20 protein-coding genes and 1 pseudogene are annotated in these 21,312 nt (G+C 59.1%); 6 read left to right on the forward strand and 15 right to left on the reverse strand.

Translation table 11 applies throughout. From position 1 onward, the window contains the following. Window positions 1–2: 2 nt before the first annotated feature. From ychF to D3Y57_RS16450, 4 genes are all read right to left on the reverse strand, one after another. Window positions 3–1,103, reverse strand: a complete 1,101-nt coding sequence (gene ychF, locus D3Y57_RS16435) for a redox-regulated ATPase YchF (protein ID WP_121154327.1) — start codon at window positions 1,101–1,103, stop codon at window positions 3–5. A gap of 26 nt (window positions 1,104–1,129) precedes the next feature. Next, entirely contained in the window at window positions 1,130–1,699 is a 570-nt protein-coding gene (pth, locus tag D3Y57_RS16440; RefSeq protein ID WP_121156074.1) for an aminoacyl-tRNA hydrolase, read from the reverse strand. A 51-nt stretch (window positions 1,700–1,750) separates the two neighbouring features. Next, a complete protein-coding gene (locus tag D3Y57_RS16445) occupies window positions 1,751–2,380 on the reverse strand; it encodes a 50S ribosomal protein L25/general stress protein Ctc (RefSeq protein ID WP_121154329.1) in 630 nt (209 codons plus the stop codon). Between the two features lie 120 nt (window positions 2,381–2,500). Further along, entirely contained in the window at window positions 2,501–3,400 is a 900-nt protein-coding gene (locus D3Y57_RS16450; protein WP_121154331.1) for a TraB/GumN family protein, read from the reverse strand. A gap of 91 nt (window positions 3,401–3,491) precedes the next feature. Here D3Y57_RS16450 and D3Y57_RS16455 point away from each other — a divergent pair, with 91 nt between their 5' ends. The 3 genes from D3Y57_RS16455 to ppdK are packed head-to-tail and all read left to right on the forward strand — an operon-like array spanning window position 3,492 to window position 9,131. Next, the gene (locus D3Y57_RS16455) at window positions 3,492–4,358 is read left to right on the forward strand and encodes a glycine--tRNA ligase subunit alpha (protein WP_239025900.1); all 867 of its coding nucleotides are present in this window, start codon (window positions 3,492–3,494) and stop codon (window positions 4,356–4,358) included. Further along, complete coding sequence (gene glyS, locus D3Y57_RS16460) at window positions 4,355–6,430, forward strand: glycine--tRNA ligase subunit beta (protein ID WP_121156076.1); 2,076 nt, start codon at window positions 4,355–4,357, stop codon at window positions 6,428–6,430. The genes D3Y57_RS16455 and glyS overlap by 4 nt, the downstream gene beginning before the upstream one ends. A gap of 52 nt (window positions 6,431–6,482) precedes the next feature. After that, window positions 6,483–9,131, forward strand: a complete 2,649-nt coding sequence (gene ppdK / locus D3Y57_RS16465) for a pyruvate, phosphate dikinase (protein WP_121154333.1) — start codon at window positions 6,483–6,485, stop codon at window positions 9,129–9,131. Here ppdK and D3Y57_RS16470 read toward each other — a convergent pair. The 8 genes and pseudogenes from D3Y57_RS16470 to D3Y57_RS16505 all read right to left on the reverse strand — a co-directional run bounded on the left by D3Y57_RS16470 (window position 9,124) and on the right by D3Y57_RS16505 (window position 16,591). Further along, window positions 9,124–9,360, reverse strand: coding sequence for a hypothetical protein (locus tag D3Y57_RS16470; protein ID WP_121154335.1), 237 nt, complete (start codon window positions 9,358–9,360; stop codon window positions 9,124–9,126). The two genes, ppdK and D3Y57_RS16470, sit on opposite strands and share 8 nt — an antisense overlap. A gap of 70 nt (window positions 9,361–9,430) precedes the next feature. Further along, window positions 9,431–10,429, reverse strand: coding sequence for a type II secretion system F family protein (locus D3Y57_RS16475; RefSeq protein ID WP_205590078.1), 999 nt, complete (start codon window positions 10,427–10,429; stop codon window positions 9,431–9,433). A gap of 16 nt (window positions 10,430–10,445) precedes the next feature. After that, the gene (locus D3Y57_RS16480; protein ID WP_121154337.1) at window positions 10,446–11,420 is read right to left on the reverse strand and encodes a type II secretion system F family protein; all 975 of its coding nucleotides are present in this window, start codon (window positions 11,418–11,420) and stop codon (window positions 10,446–10,448) included. A gap of 2 nt (window positions 11,421–11,422) precedes the next feature. Continuing rightward, the gene (locus tag D3Y57_RS16485; protein WP_121154339.1) at window positions 11,423–12,721 is read right to left on the reverse strand and encodes a pilus assembly protein CpaE; all 1,299 of its coding nucleotides are present in this window, start codon (window positions 12,719–12,721) and stop codon (window positions 11,423–11,425) included. Then, window positions 12,721–13,356 (reverse strand): CpaD family pilus assembly protein, encoded by a 636-nt coding sequence (locus D3Y57_RS16490; RefSeq protein WP_121156081.1) that lies wholly within the window; start codon window positions 13,354–13,356, stop codon window positions 12,721–12,723. Before D3Y57_RS16490 ends, D3Y57_RS16485 begins: the two co-directional genes overlap by 1 nt. Before the next feature lie 23 nt (window positions 13,357–13,379). Continuing rightward, on the reverse strand, window positions 13,380–15,050 hold the full coding sequence (locus D3Y57_RS21655; RefSeq protein WP_121156083.1) for a type II and III secretion system protein family protein: 1,671 nt from the start codon (window positions 15,048–15,050) through the stop codon (window positions 13,380–13,382). Window positions 15,051–15,059: 9 nt separating this feature from the next. After that, window positions 15,060–16,073, reverse strand: a pseudogene (cpaB, locus tag D3Y57_RS21660) (Flp pilus assembly protein CpaB); the annotation flags it as partial. A 59-nt stretch (window positions 16,074–16,132) separates the two neighbouring features. Continuing rightward, window positions 16,133–16,591, reverse strand: coding sequence for an A24 family peptidase (locus D3Y57_RS16505; RefSeq protein WP_347400394.1), 459 nt, complete (start codon window positions 16,589–16,591; stop codon window positions 16,133–16,135). 44 nt (window positions 16,592–16,635) lie between these two features. On the opposite strand from D3Y57_RS16505, the gene D3Y57_RS16510 reads away from it, so the two are divergent. Genes D3Y57_RS16510 through D3Y57_RS16520 form a run of 3 tightly spaced genes read left to right on the forward strand, consistent with a single transcriptional unit; the run spans window position 16,636 to window position 18,871 of the window. Then, window positions 16,636–17,568: an alpha/beta fold hydrolase gene (locus D3Y57_RS16510; RefSeq protein ID WP_121154341.1), complete on the forward strand. Its 933-nt coding sequence runs from the start codon at window positions 16,636–16,638 to the stop codon at window positions 17,566–17,568. Beyond that, window positions 17,565–18,641 (forward strand): NAD(P)/FAD-dependent oxidoreductase, encoded by a 1,077-nt coding sequence (locus D3Y57_RS16515; RefSeq protein WP_121154343.1) that lies wholly within the window; start codon window positions 17,565–17,567, stop codon window positions 18,639–18,641. Before D3Y57_RS16510 ends, D3Y57_RS16515 begins: the two co-directional genes overlap by 4 nt. A gap of 56 nt (window positions 18,642–18,697) precedes the next feature. Next, on the forward strand, window positions 18,698–18,871 hold the full coding sequence (locus tag D3Y57_RS16520) for a YegP family protein (protein ID WP_121154345.1): 174 nt from the start codon (window positions 18,698–18,700) through the stop codon (window positions 18,869–18,871). 33 nt (window positions 18,872–18,904) lie between these two features. Here the strand turns inward: D3Y57_RS16520 and rnhA are convergent, their stop codons facing one another. From rnhA to ispH, 3 genes are read right to left on the reverse strand one after another with little or no spacing between them, the layout of a single operon-like run. Continuing rightward, window positions 18,905–19,351, reverse strand: coding sequence for a ribonuclease HI (rnhA, locus tag D3Y57_RS16525; protein WP_121156087.1), 447 nt, complete (start codon window positions 19,349–19,351; stop codon window positions 18,905–18,907). A gap of 11 nt (window positions 19,352–19,362) precedes the next feature. Next, complete coding sequence (gene thrB / locus D3Y57_RS16530; RefSeq protein ID WP_121154347.1) at window positions 19,363–20,313, reverse strand: homoserine kinase; 951 nt, start codon at window positions 20,311–20,313, stop codon at window positions 19,363–19,365. After that, entirely contained in the window at window positions 20,314–21,255 is a 942-nt protein-coding gene (gene ispH, locus D3Y57_RS16535; RefSeq protein ID WP_121154349.1) for a 4-hydroxy-3-methylbut-2-enyl diphosphate reductase, read from the reverse strand. Between the last annotated feature and the right edge of the window lie 57 nt (window positions 21,256–21,312).

The raw sequence follows: 21,312 nt of genomic DNA on the forward strand, positions 1-21,312 counted from the left end.
CCTCAGACGTTGAACCGGAACAGCATGATATCACCGTCGAGGACAATGTAATCCTTGCCTTCGGATCGCCATTTGCCCGCTTCGCGAGCGCCTGCTTCGCCACCACATGCGACATAGTCGTCATAGGCCATGGTCTCCGCACGGATGAAGCCTTTTTCGAAATCGGTGTGAATCACACCAGCGGCATTCGGAGCCGATGCGCCCTTGTGGACGGTCCATGCGCGGGCTTCTTTCGGACCGACGGTGAAGAAGGTAATGAGGTGCAACAATTCGTAACCGGCGCGGATGACTCGGGTCAGACCGGTTTCGGTCAGGCCGAGATCGCTCAGGAACTCAGCGCGATCCTCGACAGCCATTGTGGATATGTCGGCCTCGATCGCCGCCGAAATCACGACTGCCTGTGCGCCCTCGGCCCTGGCTTTTTCGAACACGCGTGCGGACAGGGCATTGCCTTCGGCCGCAGATCCTTCGTCGACGTTGCAGACGTACAGCACCGGCTTTGCCGTCAGTAACTGAGCCTGTTCGAACAGCCGCGTCTCGTCCTCGTCAGCGGGGACGGTTAGCCGCGCAGGCTTGCCAGCGCGTAACAGGTCCAGCGCACGGCTAAGGACGGCAGCGGCTGCCTTGGCTTCCTTATCGCCCTGCATTCCCTTTTTAAGAAGGTTCGGCACGCGTTTCTCGAGACTGTCGAGGTCGCTCAGCATCAGTTCGGTTTCGACCGTCTCGGCGTCCGCAATCGGATCGACCTTATTTTCGACGTGCGTAACGTCGCCACCTTCGAAACAGCGCAGGACGTGGACGATCGCGTCCACCTCACGGATGTTGCCGAGGAACTGGTTGCCCAGACCTTCGCCTGTCGAAGCGCCGCGGACCAGCCCGGCGATATCGACGAACGCCAATTGCGTCTCGACGATCTTTGCCGACCCACCGATCTTTGCTATGGTATAAAGCCGATCGTCGGGCACCGCGACTTGACCGACATTCGGCTCGATCGTGCAGAACGGATAGTTGGCCGCCTGCGCCGCCGCCGTTTCCGTCAGCGCGTTGAAAAGAGTGGACTTGCCAACATTGGGCAGCCCGACGATCCCGCATTTGAAACCCATGTCAGTCCTTTAACTCGCCAGTCGCTCTAGTTCGTAAGTCGTAGGGCGACATCATTCATAAATCGCACGTTATCGTCCTTCGCCAGCCATTCTGCTTCGGAAGTGATTGCTCCAAGCAGGTCGGCCAGCGGGTCGATTTCGGCTTTCGCATAATTGCCCAGCACATAGCCTGTCACGCGGTCTTTGTGACCCGGATGGCCGATGCCGATTCGCACGCGGCGGAATTCGTTGCCGATATGGGCGTCGGTCGATCGCAAGCCGTTGTGGCCGGCCGTTCCACCGCCGGTCTTCACCTTGACCTTGAATGGCGCAAGATCGAGTTCATCGTGAAATATGGTCACGTCTCCGACCGCCAGCTTATAGAAGCGCAATGCTTCACCGACGCTGCGGCCGCTTTCGTTCATGAATGTCGCAGGCTTTAACAGGATGATCTTTTCACCCGCAATGCGCCCTTCAGCGGCCCAGCCCTGAAAGCGCACGCGCCACGGGTCGAATCGATGCACTTCCGCGATCGCGTCCGCCGCCATGAAGCCGACATTGTGTCGCTGCATGGCATAGGAAGCACCCGGATTGCCGAGGCCGACCCAGAGTTGCACCGCTGCTCCTGAAAACTGTCGCCCCGGCATATAACCGGGGCGAGCAGTAAATTAAGCTGCGGGGGTTTCGCCCTCGGCAGCAGCTTCGTCTTCGTCGCCTTCGCTCGACTTGAGCGCCGACGGAGCAACGATCGTTGCGATCGTGAAATCGTCGTCGTGGACCGTCGATGTTACGCCCTTGGGGAGCGTCACAGCCGAAATGTGGATCGTATCGCCGACTTCATAGCCGGTGAGGTCGATCAGGATCTGGTCGGGGATTTCAGCCGCGTCGCACGACAGTTCAAGCTCGTGCGCAACGATGTTCAGAACGCCGCCACGCTTGATGCCGGGGGATGCTTCTTCGTTCTCGAAATGCACAGGCACGTTGACCGTGACCTTCGCATGTTCCGAAATACGCAGGAAATCTGCATGAAGCGGACGTTCAGTCACAGGGTGGAACGACACGTCCTTGGGCAGGGTGCGCACGCTGGCACCACCGATCTGGATCATGACGACCGAATTCATGAAATGTCCGGTGTGAAGCGCCTTCATCAGCATCTTTTCTTCAAGATGCACGACGGTCGGTTCTTCATTGTTGCCATAGATTACGGCAGGAACGCGGCCTTCACGACGCAAAGCACGGGAGGCTCCCTTGCCTGCCCGCTCGCGCGTTTCGGCCGACAGAGTCAGCTGATCGCTCATATTAAGTCTCCAATTACCCGCCACGCCTCCAGGGATGACCATGGTCCGGGGAGCGGCGCGCATACCCGCGAAGGCGGCGAAAATCAACTTATAGGTGAAAACTACCTTTGAAGTTGAAAGTTATTGGAGTCGAACCGCCTTGATTCCCTTCGCCGCCAGCATCGCCTCGACCGAATCGGGGCCAGCCAGATGCCCCGCGCCTACTGCCATGAACACCGTTCCCGGCTTCGCCATCCGCGCCTGTATCCATGCCGCCCAATTCGCATTCCGACGCCGCAATAACGCTTCGCTCAATTCTGGCGATAGCTTCAGTTCGTCGTCGAACGTCAACGCAATCTGTTTCACATCGCCCGCGCTCCATGCCGCGATCATTTTGTTGAACTCTGCCTCCGCGTTCGAATCATCGTCGGCAATGCTCACCAGAAACGTGCGCTGCGCCGCTTCCGGCAGGGCGTCAAAATAACCGAGCTGCTGCGTCGGTGTTTCCAATCCCGCGACTGGCTTGTGAACCGCCGCAAACCGCGCAGTCAGCACTTTTTCCGCACCATATTCCGCGCTGGCGTTTAGATCCCTTAGTCCTGCCGAGGCGAGTGTCAGCGCGGCCGCCCATGTTTTGAATTTGTCGAGCACCGCCATCGGCACGCCAGCTTTATCCACGACCTTCTGCAAGGCGGCCCGCTTGTTTGCAGGCACCCTATCGAGCAACGGTGGCAGATTCGGACTAACCCCCAGTTGCACCATGATAGCGGCCGTCTTCGCGGGGTCGGGGTCCAGCACTGTTTCCAGCATCAGCGTATCCGAAGCACGGATCGCCTTGTCGATCTTTGGTGACTGCCAGGCCAGATCCTTTGGCAGCAGGTGGATGGTGCCGAACAAATAGATTGTCGTGTCCGCATCGGAAACTTTCCACAGCGCCGGTTGCACGCGCTGGCCGGAAACCGGGGGAGCGGCTTCGGTCTGATTGCTCCTGCAGGACAGGAGGGCGAGCGCCGCCAACGCGACAAATACGATACGCTTCATGAGAGGTCGCCTAGCCGATTGCTTGACCCGCCGCGACCCCCAAGGCAAAGGCTCGCGACAACTTTTTGCACCTGCGAAGGAACCCCCAAGCGTGGCCCAACCTCTCAGCTTTCAAAAGCTGATCCTGAAGCTCCATGAATATTGGGGCGATCGTGGCTGCGTGATTCTGCAACCATATGATATGGAAATGGGCGCGGGGACGTTTCATACCGCGACCACCCTGCGTGCGCTCGGTCCCGATCCGTGGAACGCCGCATTCGTGCAGCCCTGCCGCCGTCCGACCGACGGACGCTATGGTGAAAACCCGAACCGGTTGGGCGCGTATTATCAGTATCAGGTGATCCTGAAGCCGAGTCCGTCCAATTTGCAGGAACTATACCTCGGCAGTCTGGCCGCAATCGGTATCGACCCGCTGAAGCACGACATTCGCTTTGTGGAGGACGACTGGGAGTCGCCGACGCTCGGTGCCTGGGGCCTTGGCTGGGAAGTCTGGTGTGATGGTATGGAAGTGACGCAGTTCACTTACTTTCAGCAGATGGGCGGCTTCGACTGTAAGCCGGTGTCGGGCGAGCTGACTTACGGGCTGGAGCGTCTGGCGATGTATGTCCAGAACAAGGATTCGATCTTCGACCTCGATTACAACGGGGCAGGGGTGACCTATGGCGACGTCTTCCTTGAGAACGAACGCGAGATGAGCGCCTATAATTTCGAGGCGGCGAACACAGACAATCTGTTCAAATCATTCACTTTCGCCGCAGACGAGGCGAAGGCGATGATCGAGCGCAACTTGCCGATCCCCGCCTATGAACAGGCGATCAAGGCCAGCCACATCTTCAATACTCTGCAAGCACGCGGGGTTATCTCGGTCGCCGAGCGTGCCGCCTATATGGGTCGCGTGCGTGAACTGGCGAAGGGTGCCTGCGCTAGCTGGATGGAAAAGAACGGATGGTCGGCATGACGCCTTTCCTCCTCGAACTTCGCTCCGAAGAAATCCCCGCGCGGATGCAGATCAAGGCGGCCGACGACCTTGCGCGCTTGTTTGCCGAAGAACTCGCCAAATCAGGTCTCAAAGCCGAAGCGTTTGAAACTTTCGTCACGCCGCGGCGCCTGACCCTAATCGCACGCGGCCTGCCGGTCGAGACGCAATCGGTGAGCGAAGAACGCAAAGGGCCGCGCGCCAACGCCCCTGAACAGGCGCTCGCCGGGTTCCTGCGTTCCACAGGCCTGACGCGGGACCAGTTGGTCGAACGCGACGGCGTGTTTTTCGCGGTGATCGAAAAGCCCGGTCGCCCAACCGCAGCCGTGCTTGCCGAAGCCATCCCCGCCATCGTCCGCGCCTTTCCCTGGCCGAAGTCGATGCGCTGGGGGGCGGCGTCGCTCAGTACTGAGTCGCTGAAATGGGTCCGTCCATTGCAGGGTATCGTCGCACTGTTCGGCGAAACTATCGTCCCGTTTGAAATTGACGGAACGACAAGCGGCGCGACTACGCTCGGCCATCGTTTCCACCACAGCGGCCCAATCACCATCGGCAGCGCCGACGATTACGCCGAAAAACTGCGGATGTGCCATGTCATCGTCGACCATAGCGAGCGCATGACCGTAATCCGCGAGGGCGCGACCGCCGCCGCGACTGCCGCCGGACTGACGCTGGTTCCCGACGAAGGACTGGTCGCCGAAAACGCCGGGCTGACCGAATGGCCGGTGCCCTTGCTCGGGCGTTTTGACCCCGAGTTTCTGACCGTCCCACGTGAAGTGATCCAGCTCACCATGCGGACCAACCAGAAGTATTTTGCTTGCACCAATGCGGAAGGGGTGTTGGCAAACGCGTTCATTTGCACGGCCAATATCGAAGCCAGCGACGGAGGGGCAGGGATCGTCGCCGGAAACCAGAAGGTGCTTGCCGCGCGATTGAGCGATGCGAAATTCTTCTGGGAACAAGATCTGAAGGTTCCGCTCGAGGAACAAGCCAAGAAACTGTCGCAGATCGTGTTTCATGAGAAGCTGGGCACGGTTGCCGACAAGGTTGACCGCGTAGCCAAGCTGGCGCGGTGGTTGGTCGAAGAGGGCATAGTTCCCGGTCAAGGCGACAAAACACAGCTTGCCGATCTGGCTGAAACCGCAGCGCACCTCTGCAAAGCCGACCTCGTTACCGGCATGGTCGGGGAGTTCCCCGAACTTCAGGGCATAATGGGCGGCTATTATGCAGCAGCACAGGGGCATGACCCGCAAGTCGCCGATGCGATTCGCGATCATTACAAGCCGGTCGGGCAGGGCGATGATGTGCCGACTGCTCCAGTGACGGTGGCGGTGAGTTTGGCAGATAAATTGGATAGTCTTTCCGGGTTTTACGCAATTGGTGAGAAGCCAACAGGGTCGAAAGATCCCTTCGCGCTTAGGCGAGCAGCGTTAGGGATTGTCGCGCTCATCGAAAAGAATGGCCTCAGCTATTCAGTTTCTAAAATCTTGAGGGTGGCTGGCCATCCGTTCGCAGAAAGCAATGCTGGATCGAGCGCATCGTTCAATCAATTGCTTGATTTCACTATCGACCGCCTAAAAGTCCAGCAGCGGGAAGCAGGTGTCCGCCATGACCTAATCGACGCAGTTTTTGCGCTAGGTGGCGAGGACAATCTCGTTCGCCTTCTCGCTCGCGTGAAGGCATTGCAGGCTTTTGTAATCACGTCAGAAGGCGCAAACCTCTTAGCCGGGTACAAACGCGCGTCAAATATTCTGAAAAAAGAAGTGCTAGACCTAAGTATTTCCATTCAATCCTACACTCGCGAACCCGCCGAACAGTCCCTCATCGACGCACTCGACGCCGCTGAACCCCTCGCCACCGCAGCCATCGCCCGTGAAGATTTTGAAGCTGCGATGTCCGCCTTGGCGACCCTGCGCGCACCGATCGATGCGTTCTTTGAAACCGTTACTGTTAACGACCCGGCTCCCGAAAAACGCGATGCGCGTTTGAAATTGCTTGCCCGCGTGCGTGACGCCGTTCACCGCATGGCCGATTTTTCGAAGATCGAAGGGTGATCGCAGAATTGCTGCCCATTCGGTGCAAACTTAAGCCCAGTAAGGACTTCCCATGACCCAATATGTGTACCGTTTCGGTGGCGGCATTTCTGAAGGGAATCAGGAGAAAACCCTGCTTGGGGGCAAGGGCGCAAACCTCGATGGGATGGCGTCGATCGGTCTGCCTGTCCCGCCGGGCTTCACAATTTCGACGCCGATGTGCGCGCGTTATTATGAGGAGGGAGAGGCTTTCCCTGCCGAACTCAACCCGCAGGTCGCCGACGGCATCGCGCATATCGAGGGGATAACCGGCAAGAAGTTCGGTGATCCTGCCGATCCATTGCTGGTGTCGGTCCGATCCGGCGCGCGCGTTTCGATGCCGGGAATGATGGACACCGTCCTCAATCTCGGCCTCAACGATGTCACGGTTCAGGGGCTTTCCGCAACATCCGGTGACGCGCGTTTTGCGTGGGACAGCTATCGCCGTTTTATCCAGATGTATGCCGACGTTGTCCTTGGCCTCGATCACGGTGCGTTCGAAGAAGCTCTGGAAATTGCCAAGGAAGACAAGGGCGTCACTCTCGACACCGAGTTGACGGCAGCCAATCTGGAGGCGCTGGTCGTCGAATACCTGCGCTTGGTTGAGGAACTTTGGGGAAAGCCGTTCCCCCAGGATGTTCATGCTCAGCTTTGGGGTGCGGTGGGCGCCGTATTCGGGTCATGGCAATCCGAGCGGGCAAAGGTTTATCGCCGCATCAACAGCATTCCGCATGACTGGGGCACGGCGGTCAATGTGCAGGCGATGGTGTTCGGCAACATGGGCGAAACCTCGGCAACCGGAGTCGCATTCACGCGCGATCCGGCGAACGGCGAGCGGGCTTATTATGGCGAATATCTGATCAACGCGCAGGGTGAGGACGTTGTCGCCGGCATCCGTACACCGCAATATCTGACGACTGCAGCGCGCGAGCGGGCGAAAGCCAAGCCGTTGTCGATGCAGGAATCGATGCCCGAAGTGTATGCTGAACTGGCGCGCGTCTTTGACCTGCTGGAACTCCATTACCGCGATATGCAGGACATCGAATTCACCGTGGAGCGCGGTAAGCTCTGGATGCTCCAGACCCGATCCGGCAAGCGCACAGCCCGCGCGGCGCTGAAGATCGCGGTCGACATGGCGAGCGAAGGGCTGATTACTCAGGAAGAAGCGGTGATGCGCGTCGAACCTGCATCGCTTGACCAGTTGTTGCATCCGACCCTCGACCCAAAGGCCGCACGCGACGTGCTGGTAAAGGGGCTGCCAGCCTCTCCCGGCGCGGCGACCGGTGCCGCGGTGTTCGACAGCGACACCGCCGAACGCCGCGCTGCTCTGGGCGAATCTGTTATCCTCGTCCGTACCGAAACCTCGCCCGAAGACATCCACGGGATGCACGCGGCAAAGGGCATCCTGACCGCTCGTGGCGGCATGACCAGCCACGCTGCTGTCGTGGCGCGCGGCATGGGACGTCCATGCGTGTCTGGAGCAGGCTCGCTCTCCATTGATGCAAAGGCCAAAACGGCCAAAGTCGGCGCGCGTGTTATCAGCGAGGGCGACATCATCACGCTCGACGGTTCTTCGGGCGAAGTGATGGTTGGTGCTGTCGCTACCGTGCAGCCCGAATTGTCGGGCGACTTTGGAACGCTGATGGTCTGGGCCGATGGCGCGCGCAGGATGAAGGTCCGCGCCAATGCCGAAACGCCAGCCGACGCAAAGGTCGCGCGCGAATTCGGGGCCGAGGGTGTTGGCCTTTGCCGCACTGAGCACATGTTTTTCGAGGCGAGCCGGATCACTGCCGTCCGCGAGATGATTCTTGCCGAAGACGAAGCGGGCAGGCGTGTCGCCCTTGCAAAGCTCCTTCCCGAACAGCGTGCTGATTTCCTTGGCATTTTCGAAGTGATGGCCGGGTTGCCTGTAACGATCCGCCTGCTCGATCCGCCATTGCATGAGTTTTTGCCGACCGCCGAAGCCGATTTCGAAGACGTAGCAAAGGCCGCTGGTGTCGCTGTCGAAGTGCTGAAGCGGCGCACTGTCGAACTCCACGAATTCAACCCGATGCTCGGTCATCGCGGATGCCGGTTGGGTGTCACCTATCCCGAAATTTATGAGATGCAGGCCCGAGCGATTTTCGAAGCTGCTTGTGATCTCGAAGTTTCGCCGATCCCCGAAGTCATGGTTCCCCTCGTCGCCACCAGGCGCGAACTGGAACTGATGAAGGAAGTCATTGATCGTACTGCCGAGGCCGTATTTGCCGAACGTGGCAAGCGTATCGAATATCTGGTTGGCACGATGATCGAACTGCCCCGCGCTGCTTTGATGGCCGGACAAATCGCAGAAGTCGGCCAGTTTTTCAGCTTCGGTACCAATGATCTGACCCAGACGACGCTCGGCGTTTCACGCGACGACGCCAGTCGCTTCCTGACGACCTATGTCGAAAAGGGCATTTACGCGACCGACCCATTCGTCAGTCTGGACGTCGAGGGGGTGGGCGAACTAATCGCGCTTGCGGCGGAAAGGGGCCGCACAGCGCGTCCCGACATAAAGCTTGGTATATGTGGCGAACACGGCGGCGACCCGGCGAGCATTGCGTTCTGTGAAAGCGTGGGGCTCGATTACGTCAGCGCTTCACCCTATCGCGTCCCAATTGCCCGCCTTGCCGCCGCTCAGGCTGCGCTCGGCGTCAAATAGGGCGTCGTATCGTCCGATCGTCGAGCGGCGGGATACGTGTGTCGCTGACCATCCCGTGCTGCTGGAGATGCGCTTCGTAATCGCGACGTAGTGCCAAATGGCTTTCGCGCTCTTCTTCGTAGGCGCGGCGCCATTTGGCACCGCCCGATCGACTCATCAGCCCCAGCAACCACCCGGCCACAAGCACAAGTACGACGACGGCCCATTGATTGGTAGTGAAAGCGGGCATCCTGTTTCTCCTCCGTTACGAAGGAGAAACAGATGATGGCGATTGTCGTTCCGTGCTTCTCTATCGCGGCTTATTTGCCGAGGAAGTTGTCGGAGATCGCGCAGGCCGCTGGCCCGAGGATGACGATAAACAGAACCGGCAAAATGAACATGATCAACGGAATGGTCATGATCGCGGGCAGGCGCGCGGCCTTTTCTTCAGCACGCATCATGCGCTCGTTCCGGAATTCCGCCGATAGCACGCGCAAGGCGGATGCCAGCGGCGTGCCATATTTCTCAGTCTGGATCATGGTCGTGACGACGCCCTTCATCGCATCGAGCGGCACGCGCGTCGCCAGATTGTCGAAAGCAGCTCGACGGTCGGTCAGAAAGCTCAGCTCGATCGCGGTCAGGGCGAATTCGTCAGCCAGTTCGGGATAGGCGCGGCCAAGTTCTTTGGCGACACGACCAAAGGCTGCATCGACGGTCAGGCCGGCTTCGGCGCAGATCACCAGTAGATCGAGCGCGTCGGGCAGACCTTTGCGGATTGCAGCCGTACGCTTGTTGACCAGATTGTTGACGTAAAGATCGGGGCCTTTGTAGCACATGATCAATGTCGCAGCCACGATGCCATAGCGTTTGAGCGGACTCCACAGAGGGAAACCGCCGAGTGCATAGACATACAGGATCATTGCGCCACCCAGGACGATGGGAAGCACCATCCGCGCGAAAATCACAGCAACCGCCATGTCTTTCGAACGGATGCCAGCCTGCATCAACTTGACCTGCGCAGCCTTTAATTGGCTATCCTGAAGCACCTGCAGATAGGACAGAAGCGACCGCATTCTATCGGTCGTTTCGTTCTTTTGCGTCAGCTTTGCTCGCCGACGCGATGTCGATGCGACGATGCCGGCCTTCAACTGCTCACGGCGTTCGTTCAGGGCCTTGACGCGCTTTTGCATAGGATCGCGCACGGTGGTGGCTGCATAGATCGCCGTCAGAGCGAAGAATACGGCTAACGCAGAAAGGATCGTTGCCACCCACAACACGTCGATTCCCATTATGGTGGGGCCGGGCACTGTCGGATTCATCGGTTGCAGCCCTTGTTCAAATTTCGAAACTGATCATTTTGGACATGATGAATGCGCCAATGCTCATCCATATCAATCCGCCGCCACCTGTGATCATCAGACGCTGGTCGACAAAGAATCCGCCCATGTAGTTTGGATTGATCATATAAATCAGGCCGAAAACGATGAACGGCAATGCCCCGATAATGTATGCCGAAGCCTTGGATTCAGACGACATCGCCCTGATCTTCAACTTCATCTGTGCGCGCATACGCAGCACGGTTGCCAGATTGGATAGCGTCTCCGCCAGATTACCACCTGTCTCGCGCTGAATGGTCAGGCTGATGCAAAAGAACTGAAATTCAGGCGTTCCGAGCCGGTCGGCCGTTTCCTGCATAGCCGCGTCCATTGTGCGACCGATCTTGATCTTGTCGCTGACCGATCGAAACTCTTCACCTACCGGGCCGGGAACTTCGGAGGCAACGACGCCCAGCGTTTCGGAAATCGGAAGTCCCGAACGCAAACCGCGTACCAGCAACTCGATCGCGTCGGGAAACCGCTTGTTGAACTGGCCGATGCGCCGATTGATCATGTAACCGACCGCCAGGTGTGGAAACCACAGACCAGCGAATGTGCCGAGTAACAGGCAAAGCAGGAACGGCAGGCCCTTCATTGTCATGATGACGACGATAACCAACAAGATGATCACGCCCGCCATCAGGTATTTGCCAGGCGTCCAATCCTTGCCGGTCATATCTAGGCGCTTTTTCAGATTCGCCGGGTTGGGCAGCAGCCGCGTTGCAATGCCGTCCATCTTGGTCGCACGGGTCGCCTGAATGCGGCGCATCTGCGCTTCCACGACGGCACCCGTGGAATTGCTGTGGCGATCGCGTAAGGCGGTCATCCGCCGCATCTGGATCTTTTGTTCATTGGGTCCAGAAAAGGCGAAATAGATAAGCAGCATCACTGCGAGAGCGCTGCCCGCCAACATGAAAAGCTGCAGGATATCCATGACTAGGCCGCCTTTTCCTTAGACTTTTTAGGCAACATCGCCGTGATGCCACTGAGTTTGCCCAGCAACGAACCCTTGGCACCGGTTTTGCCATCGGCGACCTTGGCGATCGCGGCTTCATCGACGGTGCGGACAAGCCGGTTGGCGATGTCGAGCAGTACGGTGGCTGTTTTGCTCCCCTTGCCAGCTTCTGCGAGCGTTTTGCCGAGCTTTGCCGCCTGAGTTGCGACTTTCACGTCGAGCGGTACGACATAATCCAGTTTGCGTTCGATCGACGTTTCGAAGTCCTTGCGGCTAATTTCGCCAGGACCAGCGGCCGCAACTTTGTTGGCAACGACCATGACGCTGCTCTGTGGCGCATTGGACTTCAGCCACGACAGGATGCGGATCACGTCACGGGCTGAGGCAAGCGTCAGTTCGGTCGTGATGACGGTTGCCTGAACATCGCTCATCAGATGCGGGTGCTGGACCAGCATACCGCGCGGCAGGTCGATAACCGTGCATTCGAAGGCCGTCCGCATTTCTTCCTGAAGCTGGAAGAAGGCGGCACCGTCGGTCATCATCGGCTGATTGATCGGAGCCTCGGCCGACAGGACGGCAAGCTTTTCATTGGCTTTGACCATTGCGCGTTCGATGAACAAACCGTCGATACGGCTTGGGTTGTCAATCGCGTCGGTCAGGCCACGTCCGGGTTCGAGGTCGAGCGTCAGCGCGCCGGTCCCGAAGTGAATGTCGAGATCGAGCAGCGCAGTCGATCGCTCGGCCTTTTCGCTCAACAGCCACGCAATCGACGTTGCCAGCGTCGAGGCACCGGCACCGCCGCGAGCTCCGATGATCGCCGCCATGACATGCGGACGTTCGGTACTGGCATCGATGTGCTTGGGCGCGTTGAACACAGCTTGCGCGTGAGCAAAGGCCTCACGAAGCTGATCGGCACTGAATGGCTTCAGCAGATAATCCTGAATGCCGCTGGCAACCAGATCGCGATAAAGGCGAACGTCGTTGACCTGGCCGGCCGCAATCACGACGGTTCCAGGTTCGCAGACTTCGGCCAGCGCGTTGATGTCGTTCAGTGGATCGCCACTTTCGGACAGATCGACGAACAGGATCTGGGGACTTGCCGAGACCGACAATGACTGGACCGCGTTGCGCAGACCGCCCTTGTTGACCTTGTCCGGAGCCCAGCCAAGTTCGACAGCGATCGGGCGGATCTGCTCGGCAGTCAGCTCGTCGCAAACGAAGGCGGTGAATGGATCGCGTACCACGCCACCATTACGCGAAGGAGACCAGGGTGCGTTCATCAGTTGGCTCCAGCTTTGGACGATTCGATTTTTATGCCAGCGGTTCCGGTGAGGGGAGCGAGACGATAGGCCTTGATTGCCTTGGTCGATGTCGACGCATCGACACTTTCTGAACCTTCACGGCCTGCGAGAAGATCGTGGGGATCGGCGACCATTGCCGCAAGATTTGAATTAATGGCACATCCGTAATTCGATGATTGAGCACCGTTGAACTGTGCCGCAGATTTTTTCGAAAAGTCAGGGCATTCCGGCACCGACGCCGTCATCCGACTGATGACGACACGGACGTTGCCGGCGGAAATTACTCCCTCGGTGACAGGCGCGCGTTCCTCGACCAACAGGCCATAATGAGCAGCGATTGCAGCAACTGCTGCTCGCCCGCCGTGATCGCCGCCCGGCGAGTCCACGGACAAGCGGTCGCCGTAACGTAGCTTGATCGAGCCAAACCAGCCATTCAGTCGATCGGCATCGTTTGTCGAAAACCGCTCGCCATCGGGGGCAGCGACATCGAATACATAGTCGGTACGATTGACGACAGGCTGGTGGACCGATTCCAGTCCGCGACTTGCGTCCGTTGCGCATGCCGACAGCGAAGCGCTACAGGCAATGATCGCGAGAACAGAAAGTTTGCGCATGATTTTCATCTCCGTATCTCGGGTCAATTGCTGCTGAATCCGGGCGTTGGCGTGCTCTGGGTTGCTGGCTGTCGACTGCTCGGCCCCTGCGGAGCCAGCGACGAAGGGCTAACCTGGCCCAATGGCTGCGCAGGAACCGTTACCGGCGGCGCGAGTGTCGGCTTTGGACGCTGAGTGCCAGATTTGCCGCCAAAATCCTGACCCAGCAGGAAGTTTTGCAGATCGGTCGGGTTCTTCAGCCCGTCCGTTGGCAAGTGAATGTCGCCTGCGGACACTGGCTTCACCAGGTATGGCGTGACAATAATCATTAGTTCGGTTTGTGCGCGTTTATAGCCTGTCGACTTGAACAATGCGCCGAGTACTGGAACATCGGCGAGTCCAGGAGCCTTTTGGATCGTGTTGGCATTGTTGTTCTGCAACAGCCCACCGATCATGAAGCTCTGCCCTGAACCCAGTTCGACGGTGGTTTCGGTCCGCCGTGTCGTGAGAGCCGGAACCGTAAAGCCATTGAGCGTAACTGCACCGTCGGTCGACAATTGCGAGACTTCCGGCCGGACGCGCATCGAAATGCGACCGTCGGCAAGCACTGTCGGAGTGAACGACAGGCTGACGCCATATTGCTTATATTCGATCGTCACCTGACCAAGCGTCTGCGAGATCGGAATCGGGAACTCACCACCTGCAAGGAAGCTTGCGGTTTCGCCCGACATGGCCGTGAGGTTGGGTTCGGCAAGCATCGTGACGAGACCATCGGTTTCTGCCAGATCGATCGCCGACCCAATGTCGACTCCGAACAATTTGCCAAGGAAGCCCAGCGTCGTCGTGCCAGCGCCAAGACCCAGCGCGGAGAAGTTGCCGACCGTGGCGCCTTTGGTAATAAAGCGACCGGTGACGGGATCGAACGGAAGTTTCAGCGACCCGGCAGGCAATCCATAAAGCGCCGATGCATCGAGCTGCGGAAGTGCGCTGGTGTCTGCGGTACCGATCGTACCGAAGTTACGACCCTGCGCCACACCGACATTGAAGCCACCCGTCGTATCGCGGGTCGTCATATTGACGCCGATCGACTTAGCGAGCGAGCGGCTGACTTCCGCGATCTTGACTTGCAGGTTGACCTGAAGGGGCGTTGCCGTGCGCAAACGGCTGACGACTTCGACCTTATCGCCGAGGAAAGCCTTGACCAGACGTTCGGCTTCGGCACCATCTTCGGGAGCCGCGACGACGCCGGTCAGCAGCACGAGGCCGTTCATCGAGGTGGCGCGGATCGATGCTTCAGGCATGGCGAGGCGCAACATCTGATCGAGCGAGTTCGCGTTTGCACCCACGCGGACGTTGGCGGAAAACACGACAATTCCCGCCCTGTTCTTGGCGTAGATCGTCGATTCACCTTCGGCCTTGCCGAAAATGTGGATCTGGCGGGCCGAGCTAACGTAAACATCCGCAACCGCTGCGTTCGCAGTCCAGACGTCACTGACATCTGCGGGCAGGTTGTAAAGCTCACCACGACCGACCGACAACACGATCTCACGGCTGGGGCGCTGTTCACCCTGTGGCAGAGATACCTTCCCCGAAGTGCGTGTTGCCACGCGATGTTGGGGGGCGGCGATCGAAGGGATCGAGGTCGCAAAGACCGCCGCTATGGTGATGATCGAGCTGGCGACGCGACACTGGCGAAGCAATGACTTGCGGTTCATGTTATTTTCCCCCACAGGAGTCTCGGTCACGGTAACGCCGCGCGCGACATGGACGACCGGACCCAGCGGTTTCCCTTCGCCACCCGATCCGCCAAGTCCTCCAGTCGCGTTGTTCATCGTCGGCGCGGGGCCCTGCGAAGGTACGGTTTTGCGCTGGAAACGCGATACGTCGGCACCGGTTACGAAAGTGGTATTGGTATCGATAGGACGCGATGCCACTGCAATGAGGAACTTCTTGTCCTTGGGATCGGTGCCAGCCGGTACATTGACTGCGCCCGACGCGATTGCAGCGTCGAGGTCCGACGTATTGTCGGCGATAGACCGAAGCGAAAGCGACAGCTGGCCAATGCTCTGCGCAACCTGGATTTTCTCGGCAATGCGCGGTGTGACCTCGAGAGTGACGGTGGCAAAGGTTTTGACTTCCTTCTTGCCCTTGTCATCTTCGGGTACGGTGCGCTGATCGGTCGCCAGAACGCGGAGGTTACGAACGAAGGTTTCCGAAGTCTTAAGCGCTGATCCGCCGCTCTGACTTCCGCTGCTTTGATTCTCGACGGTCTGTGTCAGTACGAGGTCGACGCGGTCACCTGCAAAGACGAAGCCTGCGACACCTGCCGAGGCGGATACTGAAACGGTAACGGCGCGCATTCCGGGCCCGAGTGCTGCTGCAAGGAAGCCGCGATCGCCGGGACGAACGGTTGACCCCTGCGTCAATGGCTGGCCGGCCGAAATCTGGGCGCGCACGACCGTGCCGGTCAGCGTTGTCGCATCTGCCGTACCCTTAAGGTAATAGGCGTTTTGAATGAGATCCTTCGGCCACGGCTGAAAGCGGAAGCTGTCCGGTTCGATGATCGTCCCGACCGGCAGCGCCCGCGTGGCGACCAGCACCTCGGGTCCGGTTGGTACGATCGTAACCGCCTGAGCAGCAGGGGCTCCACTGCGCCCGAACATGTTCTTCGCCATGACTGCGGTAACCGCTGCGATCAGCAGGGCTCCGACGAGTAGAGCGATCTTTTTAGGTTCCATGTCGGGCAACGCCTCCTTGCGTTGTGCGTGTGTTCGTCTGCGTTATTCGCGGAAATTGGTTAAGATATCGTTTGGTAGATTTCCCAGAGCCCCGCGAAAGCGATTGCAATTCCATAAGGAATCTCAGGGCGCCCTTCGAAATTGTGTATTTTGTGCCGGATCAGCATCGCGACCGTCAGTACGCCACCGGCAACTGCCATCACTGAAATCAGGTGCAAAAATTGCAGCGGCGGAAACCACAGGGCCAGCGCGCCGATCATCTTGACGTCGCCGCCACCCATCGCACCCAGCGCGAACAGCCCGGCAAAGATCGCAAACACAATCGCAGCCTGCGCGACGATGATCGCGACATCGGGCCAAAGCGCGGAACCATTTGCCCACCACCATAATGGCGCACCAATCGCGATCGACAGGTTCAGCCAATTCTCGATCGTGCGCGTAAACCAGTCGGTGATCGACGCGACGATCAGCAGCACGGCAAGCGCGGCCAGTACCATGATATGTAAATCCCCCATCATTAACCCTCTAGACGACGGGTGTTTCCAAACCGTAACCGTCGCGCATGTTCTTCGACCGCCGCCGAATTCCCGCCGACGCCACTGTCTCCATGGCGTCCGCGCCCGACGGTTGGCCGTTGCGAACCTATTTCCAGCCACGAAGGGGAAAGGCGCGGGGGTCGATTCTGTGGCTCAGCGGGCGCGGCGATATTTTTGAGAAGTATCTGGAAAGCCTCGATCAATGGGCCGCTTCCGGCCGCTCCGTGACCAGCTTCGACTGGCGCGGACAGGGCGGTTCAGGCCGATTGGGAGCCGATCCGCGCGTGGGGCACGTCGATGATTTCGCCACATGGATCGATGATCTTGCGGCGTTTTTCGACGACTGGCGTCACCGTGAACCCGGTCCTCATTTCGTGATGGGCCATTCGATGGGTGGCCATTTGCTGCTCCGCGCCCTTGCCGAACGTCGCATCGCTCCCGATGCGGTGGTCCTCTCTGCACCGATGCTCGGGTTCGACACCGGGCCATTGCCGTTTTCATGGGCTGCATCGTTCGCTCACTTGATGGCCCGCGTTACCAGCAGCCGTCATGCCGCGTGGAAGAGCAACGAAAAACCGTCGCTGCCCGGCGTGTCGCGTCAGAGCTTGCTGACGCACGACGACGCCCGCTACGCCGATGAGCTCTGGTGGAAGAAACAGGACTCCGTGCTCGTCCTCGGCCCGCCAAGCTGGACATGGCTGGACGCTGCCTTTCGCTCGATCGCCCTGCTGCGTCGCCCGCAAGCCGTGGAGCATATCACGCAATCAATTCTCATCGTCGGCACCGATGGCGACCGACTTGTCAGCCCGCGTGCGATCCGCGATTTTGCCCCGCGGCTGCCTCACGCAAAACTGTTCATGCTGGATAAGAATGCTGCACACGAAGTCCTTCGTGAACGGGACGAATTGCGCGATCAGGTGATGGCTGAGATTACCGCATTTCTGGACCAGCGATCATGACCTTCGACTTTGCAATCATCGGCGCAGGGATCGCTGGTGCCAGCCTCGCCGCCGAACTGGCCCCGCACGCGTCGGTCGTGCTTCTCGAAGCCGAGGATCAGCCGGGCTACCACTCAACCGGCCGGTCGGCGGCGCTGTGGCACGAGACGCTGGGCGGACCGTTCATCCAGCCATTAACGACGCGTTCGTTCGATGCGCTGAACGATGGTGGTTTCCTTAGTGCGCGCGGCTCACTGAGCGTTGCAGAACCACAGCATATTGCCCTGCTCGATGAAATGCAGGCGAAGTTTGCGGGGACCGTCGCTCTGCAACGCATGAGCTATGAGGATATTCGTGCACGAGTTCCGCGCGCAAAGCCGATACTTGCCGCTGGCCTGCTTGAACCGACTTGCGCCGATATCGATGTCGCTGCGCTTCATGCGGCGGTCCTGTCCCGGTTCCGGCGCGCGGGTGGGACGGTGGAAACCGGCTTCCGGGTCGAGGCAATCGAACGTCTGGCAAAGGGCTGGCGTGTGTCCGCTGGCGATAAAGCCATCGAAGCCACGACTATCGTCAATGCGGCCGGAGCATGGGGCGATGTCGTAGCCAAACTTGCCGGTGCCGAACCACTCGGCCTGCAACCCTGCCGCCGCACGATCGCGCAGGTGCGTGTCGATGGCGACGATGTACCTGCCGACCTGCCAATGGTCACAGACGTTGGGGGCAGTTTCTATTTCAAGCCCGAGGGTCCGAACCGGCTCTGGCTTTGTCCGCAGGACGAAACTCCGGTCGACCCCGGCGATGCTGCTCCCGAAGACATTGATGTCGCCATCGCCATCGACCGGTTCGAAAGTGTAACCGACTGGAAGGTTCTCGCGGTCGAACGCAAATGGGCCGGCCTGCGTACCTTCGCGCCCGATCGTTTGCCGATCTACGGCTTTGACCCAATTATTTCGGGGCTTTTCTGGTGTGCAGGACAGGGGGGCATCGGTATCCAGACTTCACCGGCTGCCGCGCGCTTGTCTGCGGCAATTCTGCTGGGCCAAATCCCTGAAATCGACCCCGCGCCCTATTCGCCCATGCGTTTTTGCTGACTATTTGCGTTCTGGCAGAACCGCGTTAGCTTCGCTTTCCACTTGGGAGGCAAAACATGGCTCACAAATTCGTGATCGAACAGAATAAGGCTGGCGAGTATGTCGCCAAGTTCAAATATAATTCTGAAGTGATCTTCTGGACTGAGGGCTATGCTTCGAAGGCTGGTGCCAAAAACGCTATCGAATCGGTGAAAAAGAATGGCCCCGGTGCCGAAGTCGACCCTGAATAGCTGGCCCAACCCACTGGCCTGCTCCAATAACCATTAGCGCGACGCGGCCACGGCTGCGTCGCTAGCCAGCTTGTCGGCACGCTCATTGTCGGCATGGCCCGCATGGCCCTTTACCCAGATCCAGTCGATCCGGTGAGGCTTGGCTGCGGCTAACAGCGCTTGCCATAGTTCTGCGTTTTTCACCGGCTTGCGATCCGCCGTCCGCCAGCCGTTCTTTTGCCAGCCGTGAATCCATTTGGTCAGGCCGTCCATCACATAACGACTGTCGGTGGATAGTTTGACGCGGCATGGTTGCGTCAACGCGTTGAGCGCCTCGATCGCCGCCGTCATTTCCATCCGGTTATTGGTGGTCAGCTTTTCACCGCCCGCCAGCTCGCGTTCGCGCGTGCCCGAACGGATGATCGCTCCCCAGCCACCGGGGCCGGGATTGCCCTTGCATGCACCATCGGTGGCAATCTCGACGCTCGGCATTTCAGTCATGGTGTTGTCAGTCATAGGCGCGCGTAATGGTCGAGCCTGCGAAGGAAAGCGAGTGGGTCTTTTCGCGTGACCAGCGCACCGGCGGGCGTGTTCAACCAGTCCCAAGCACGCGTCAGCAAGAAGCGAAGGCAGGCCCCGCGCGCCAGCGCCGGAAACGCTGCGCGCTCCGCATCGGAAAGCCCGAATGCCGCGTCGTATCCGGCAATGATCGCATCGCCGATTTCCGGGCGATATCCGGTCCCATCGTTATCAAAGCTCCACGCGGCATGGGTGACGGCAATGTCCCATGCCCGAACTTCGGTGCAGGCAAAGTAAAAGTCGATCAATCCGCCAACATCATCGCCGCGCATTAACACATTGTCTGGAAACAGATCGGCATGAACGACAGCGCGGGGCAAATCGCGCGGCCACGCACCGTCCAGCCATTCGAGTTCCGCTGTTACGCGCACCGACAGTCCGGGCGCGATTGCGTCCAGATCGCCGCTGCATTTTGCCGCCAGTTCATGCCAGCCCTCCGGTCCCATCGTATTCGGACGATCCAGCTTAAAGTCGGTCAGTGCGGCGTGCATCTGGCCCAAAGCCTGTCCTGCAGCATGGGCCTGCGCGGGATTCGGATGGCTGACGGAGACACCGGGAAGAAACTCGATCAGGCATCCAGGTCTCCCGGCAACCTGCTGTAATTGCTTATTATCCCGATCACGAATAGCGCGCGGCACCGGCACGCCATTCGCCGCAAGATGATCGAGCAGAGCGAAGAAAAAAGGCAGATCTCCTGCGTCCACGCGCTTTTCGTAAAGTGTCAGGATGAACCGTTCACCATCCTGGCCGCCGCTCGTGTCGATTAGGAAGTTACTGTTTTCGACGCCCTCCGCGATCCCCTTGGCAGAGGTCAGCGTGCCAGCATCGTAACGCAGCAGCAGCGCCGCCATTTCTTCGGCGGAAACATGAGTATAAACAGCCATCTAGGCAGCCAGACCGCGTGGCAGCTTGAACTCGATCGTCTCGACCGCCGCTTCGACCACCGATTCTGTGATCGAAAACCGTTTAGCCAGACAGGCAACGACTTCGCGCACCAAAAGCTCTGGCGCGGACGCTCCGGCCGTAAGCCCCAGTGATTTGGGCATTCCCAGCCATTCGAAATCAATATCCGCCGCCCTTTCGATCAGGCGCGCACGAACGCCGTTGCGTTCGGCCACTTCGACCAACCTTAACGAATTTGACGAATTCGGAGCCCCGATAACGAGCATCGCTTCGCAGCGCCCGGACATGCGCTTAACCGCTTCCTGCCGGTTCGAGGTTGCGTAACAAATGTCCTCGCCGCGTGGTCCATGAATGAACGGAAACTTCGCTCTTAAAGCCGCGACGATCTCTGCCGTGTCGTCCACCGATAAGGTTGTTTGTGTCAGGAAAGCCAGTCGAGCCGGATCGGCCGGAATTAGAGCCGCCACATCGGCCACCGTCTCGACCAGGGTCATCTGACCGGCGGGAACCTGTCCAAACGTGCCGATGACTTCGGGGTGTCCCTCGTGACCGATAAAAAGGATATGGCGTCCGGTTTCGACCAGTCGCTCGGCCTGCCGATGCACCTTCGAAACCAGTGGGCAGGTGGCATCCAGATATTCCAGACCACGCGCCTGCGCGTCGGCCGGCACCGATTTCGGTACGCCATGTGCCGAAAACACGACCGGCGCGCCGTCGGGAACTTCGTCCAGTTCCTCGACAAAGATGGCACCCTTTGCTTTCAGGCTGTCGACGACGAAACGGTTGTGGACAACTTCGTGGCGGACATAGACTGGGGCTCCATGTCGTTCGATGGCGAGTTCTACGATGCGGATCGCCCGGTCCACGCCGGCACAAAAACCGCGCGGAGCCGCTATAACCAGTTCGAGATGAGGGAGCGTCATGATCGAGCGCCCTACGCGATTGCTTGCACGCGCGAAACCCGGTTCCTATGAGGGTGG

It is taken from the genome of Sphingomonas paeninsulae (assembly GCF_003660165.1).
Classification (GTDB): domain Bacteria; phylum Pseudomonadota; class Alphaproteobacteria; order Sphingomonadales; family Sphingomonadaceae; genus Sphingomonas_O; species Sphingomonas_O paeninsulae.